Source organism: Dietzia timorensis, assembly GCF_020742175.1.
Taxonomy (GTDB): domain Bacteria; phylum Actinomycetota; class Actinomycetes; order Mycobacteriales; family Mycobacteriaceae; genus Dietzia; species Dietzia timorensis_A.
Genome location: NZ_DYXM01000069.1, coordinates 1 through 4,690 on the forward strand (window position 1 = coordinate 1; position 4,690 = coordinate 4,690).

Sequence of the window (4,690 nt, forward strand, 5' to 3'; positions counted from 1 at the left end):
ACGCCGACGCCAACGATCTCAACGCCGCAGGGGAGTAGCGAGTGCCGGACGCGAAGCCCAACAAGGTCGTCGCCGCGATCGACTGCGGCACCAACTCCATCCGCCTCCTCGTCGCCGAAGCCACCACCGACACCTACGGCAACACGAAGCTCGTCGACCTCACCCGCGAGATGCGCGTCATCCGCCTCGGCGAGGGTGTCGACGCCACCGGCGAGATCAACCCCGCCGCCATCGAACGCTGCCGCGAGGCGCTCACCGACTACGCCGCCACCGCGCACAAGCTCGGCGCCACAGCTATCCGCATGGTCGCCACCTCCGCCACCCGCGACGCGGCCAATAAGGACGATTTCTTCGGCATGACCGCCAACGTCCTCGGCCAGCACTTCCCGGGAGCCCGCGCCGAGGTCATCTCCGGCGACACCGAAGCCGAGCTCACCTTCGCCGGTGGCGTCGGCGAGCTCGATCCCGCAGAAGGCCCGTTCATGGTCACCGACCTCGGCGGAGGCTCCACCGAACTCGTCGTCGGCAGATTCGAAGACCGCCGCCCACACATCGACGCGGCGCACTCGATGAACATCGGCTGCGTCCGCCTCACCGAGCGCGTCCTCCACTCGCAGCCGCCCGAAGCCACCGAGGTTCGCGACGCGAAGGCCATCATCGACGAGTCCGTGTCCGAGGCGCTCACCCACGTCGACGCGACGCAGGCCCGCACCTGGGTAGGCGTCGCCGGCACCTTCACCACCCTCATGGCGCTCGCTCTCGATCTCGACTCCTACGAGCCGGCGCGCATCCACCTCTCGCGCATCCCGCTGGCGGACCTGCGCCGCGTCTGCCACAACCTCCTGGGTATGACGTCGGAGGAGCGCAGCGCCCTCGGCCCCATGCATGCGGGCCGCGCCGACGTCATCGGCGGGGGAGCGCTGATCGCGATGCGCCTGGCAGACCTCGCCGAGTCCGCCGGCATCGACACCCTCGTCGTCAGCGAAAAGGACATCCTCGACGGCATCGCTCTTTCTGTAGCGCATTAGAAAGCGCAGTCCGTCCATCGTTTACTCTGAGCTAGCCATCGAGCTGCTGTCTGCAAACCTCTTCGGTTTGTGATTCGATGCACTCTGTCCAGGCCCTTTGGTCGTCAGCCCATGGGTGAGAAGGGACTTGGCCTTGGTCAAGGACCCACGCATAGTTGTCGCACATGATCGAATTGCCATTCGCGTCGACGGCCCGCATTCCGATATTCGCACCAATGCAGCTATCACCGATGGACGGGCCGGAGTAAGCAGGGACCTCTGGCTGCGCTGTCTGTACCTCCGTGTAAGGCTCGACGGCCGAAGTGGAAACGGCCGGAATTTCGGGTTCAGACACCGAACTTTGCTCAGTGGTAATAGTTGGTTCCGTAGGCATGGGTGATGAAAGCGTCGCCGAGGTGCTTGACGTCTCCTTTTGACTGCTCGTTACCGTGCTTGTGGTTGACGAAGTGTCCGAATCGCTGGTGCTACAGGCGTACAAGGTTAAGAGGCAACCCATAGCTGCTGCGCACCACAACCGCCCAAAACCGTAGATATGCAAGTTCTTACTCTGGCCCATGGAGATAAGTATGTAATTATGTTTACGAAATGGCAATAGTCTTCTTTTCGGACTTATTTGACACACCCTGTCGGTAAATCAGGGTCGATCTTCGTAGGTGCCCCTGTGAATTGTCCACTCTTCAACCACGAACTTGATCTACCTCGAAAGCGAAGTAGCTTCTCCGATTCCAACACGAAGCTTCTGAAGTGATGCCGTTTGGTGCCACTTGTGCCGGAGTAACTCGCCGCCTGTAAAAACGCATTAGCGCGGCCTAGTATCCGCGAGCTCCCATAGCCCAATTGGCAGAGGCAGGCGGCTTAAAACCGTCATAGTGTCGGTTCGAGTCCGACTGTGTGGGCTGAGCGCTAACTCATGGGCAGCCGGAGTCGGCTGAATTTTCTCGCTCTTGGTCTTCTGGCGGGACGCGGAATTTTTGTTCGAGTCGCCAGATCTGGACGAACATGAAGATTATGCCCAATGCCCCGACTCCCAGGATCAGCCCGACGATCTCGAACTCGTATTTGGTCGGAATGATGTCGTGCAATGGGCTGAAGAAGTCGTCTTGGTCCGAAACATCGGACAGCACGATACCCACCCCAAAAATATTGCAGGCATACCAGACCAGAAAGCCTGTAATTGGCAACCATAACTGCGACGTTGGGGGAGTGGTCTTCGGGACGCTGTGCATGCAGACGCCGAGGATCAGAGAAATAACGAGCAGCAGAGGGCCGTAGAAGAGCACGTAAATCGCGGTCATCCAACCGTCGTAATCAACCGCCGCGCGGAATAGAAAGATCACGAAAGGCAAGCCGAGTCCGCCCGTCCACACGATGTTGAGGGCCGTTGAACGAGAAATTGCGAGAGACACTATCGACACCTCACTTCTTTCGACGGAACGAACGTTGATTCGCCCAAATTGATCTCTTTCAGGTTCTGGCAGTCGGATTCAGTAACCCGTTCCGACTCGTCTTCCTAATCGCGTTGGTCCCCTGGCATCGAATCCGCCTACCCGCACTGCCCGGACTCCGCGACGTCCACCTCGCGGTCTTCAATGTCGACGACCTGATAGTCCGCACAAGCGAAGTCCAAGACCCGCCGCTCGGCTTCGGCGAACCCTGCATCGCCCGCTCCGTCGGCCCCATCTGGATGTGCGAGCGATATCCGCGCCGGGTCGACGCCGCCAACCGCCTCAACGGTCCCGTGGCCGGCAAGTTCCTTTACCGCGGCCGCAGCCTCCAAATGATTCGACAGCCGCCCCTCGTTCACCAGCGTCCAATAGTCGAGGTCTCGTGAGTCCGAGATCCAAATGCGGAGGGGATCGATGGAATTTTCGGGTTCGAGGTCTCCCATGCTCAGGGTCAACGACTGTTCTTGCGGCCCGTCGGAATCCGAGCGTCGATCGGAGTAAGCCGACACCTGCTGCGCGAAAAGCTCGTCGAGTGGCGCACCGATCTCGCCGCCGATGCGACGTACGCATTCGCTGGATTCGCACCCCGGGATGTGAATCTCCGTGTAGTCGATATCGGAGTTAAATTGCGCCTGCATTATCTGGTCGGACGCGGCGACGAGATTCGCCACAGACTCGAGCGGGCGAAAGTCGATTCGGGAGTCGATATCGATGATTGCGTTGCCGATCTGGTCATCGAAATCGAACGTCGTGGTCCGAAGTAGATTGCCCTGTCGCTCGCTCTCCAGCTGGTGCCGGACGAAGCCGACTATTTCGGCGGAGTCATCGGGGCTCACTCGGTTGAGCCCCATGTCGACGTGCAGCGTGTCCTTGCCGTCGAAATCCTCGACCGCATAGTGAACTAGTTCGCCGTATCCGTTACTGCGCGCCTGTTCGTTGAATTGGCTGCTCAACTCTTCCAGGTCCGGCCCGACGAGCGCGCACCCGGTCGCAAGCATCGCCACCGACAGTACGACGGCCGCCAAAACGTTTCGTATTCGCATCAGCTCTCGTGTCCACCCATCGTTGTCCTCCCTCATGGATGTACGCGCCGAGCTGAATGTTCCATCAACAACCACAACCCAGGCATGACGTCGGAGTTACTCATCCGTCCGTCGTCCGCGACCTCGTTCACCGCGTAGACACCGACCGCCGCGTAGACGACGGGGACTTATTCGCTGCATTCCGGGGACGAGGCGACGTCGAACTCGGAATAGTTGTCCTCCACCGTGTCGAATTTTCCACAGGCATATGTCATCACTCGACTCAGGGCTCGGTCGAACTCCGTATCGGGGATTTCTTCCGAGAACGAGCGGTGGAGCCTCACTGTCGATGGGGTATCGACGAATGTAGTCAGAACGTAGGGCTCGGCGAGTTCGATAATGCCCGCAGCCTCGTGTAGCGCATCTACGACACGTGTAGAGCTGCTCTCTTGTGCACCGTCCGATGCCGGTGCACCGTTGAGTAAGATGGTGAGGCCTTCGGTGGGATCGCTGACTCCCGTTTCGGAGAGGTCGATGCTGAACCTCTGAGAGAGTCCCGAACGCAGCCCGGAAGATTCTGCAGCCAACGATTTAGCTTGCTGGGCGTACAGCGAGTCGAGGTGCTCACCGGTTTCGTCTATTGTCTCGTTGATGCACTGGGCGGTGCCGCATCGTTCGAGGCCGACATCAATCATCTCGTTGTGGGATGTCGCCTGTACCATCGTGACCCGATCCGATTCGGTCGCGAGTTCGCCGATGGAGCGAAGTAGAGCAGTGTCGGCGCCGTCATCAATCCATATCTCGGTACCACTCACGATCCAGTTCATTTTCAGTCGTTTCTCCGAATAGCCGCGGGCATCATCACTCCGGAATTGCTCGTTGACGAAGTCGAGCATCGCTTTGGCTTCCTCAGGGGTGGCTTCGCCGGCGCTAATCTGTGCGTCCAAACTCGCGTCGCCCTTGTATTCCCCCGTGGAGAAGCTAACCAAGCCCTCATAGCCCTTCTCCTTCGACGCGAGTTCAAGCGCTTGTTCGGTTTTTTCACGATTAACGCTGCTTCCGCAGCCTGCTCCGAGGACTGAAATTGAAAGCAACGCCAGCGCAGCGGCGACCGTCTTCGTGCGCAGGTAACGACCGCGCATGGAATCTCCGTTGGTCGAGTCAATGGCAATATGTAGTGGGATGCACTGGTTAA

4 protein-coding genes are annotated in these 4,690 nt (G+C 59.4%); 1 reads left to right on the plus strand and 3 read right to left on the minus strand.

Annotation, left to right across the window (positions count from 1 at the left end; genetic code table 11):
- Positions 1 to 41 precede the first annotated feature (41 nt).
- The gene (locus tag K8V11_RS03795; protein ID WP_303911070.1) at positions 42 to 1,028 is read left to right on the plus strand and encodes a Ppx/GppA phosphatase family protein; all 987 of its coding nucleotides are present in this window, start codon (positions 42 to 44) and stop codon (positions 1,026 to 1,028) included.
- Positions 1,029 to 1,936: 908 nt separating this feature from the next.
- Here K8V11_RS03795 and K8V11_RS03800 read toward each other — a convergent pair.
- From K8V11_RS03800 to K8V11_RS03810, 3 genes are all read right to left on the minus strand, one after another.
- Positions 1,937 to 2,434, minus strand: a complete 498-nt coding sequence (locus K8V11_RS03800) for a hypothetical protein (RefSeq protein WP_303911071.1) — start codon at positions 2,432 to 2,434, stop codon at positions 1,937 to 1,939.
- Positions 2,435 to 2,571: 137 nt separating this feature from the next.
- Positions 2,572 to 3,516 carry a hypothetical protein gene (locus K8V11_RS03805; RefSeq protein WP_303911072.1) on the minus strand — a complete coding sequence of 315 codons (945 nt, stop codon included), beginning with the start codon at positions 3,514 to 3,516 and terminating at the stop codon, positions 2,572 to 2,574.
- Positions 3,517 to 3,683: 167 nt separating this feature from the next.
- The coding region (locus tag K8V11_RS03810; RefSeq protein WP_303911073.1) for a hypothetical protein at positions 3,684 to 4,690 on the minus strand (1,007 nt) is incomplete at its 5' end.

Coding starts and splice junctions, on each gene's coding strand:
- K8V11_RS03805 (WP_303911072.1), bottom strand. CDS start 3,516: ATGCGAATACGAAACGTTTTGGCGGCCGTCGTACTGTCGGTGGCGATG.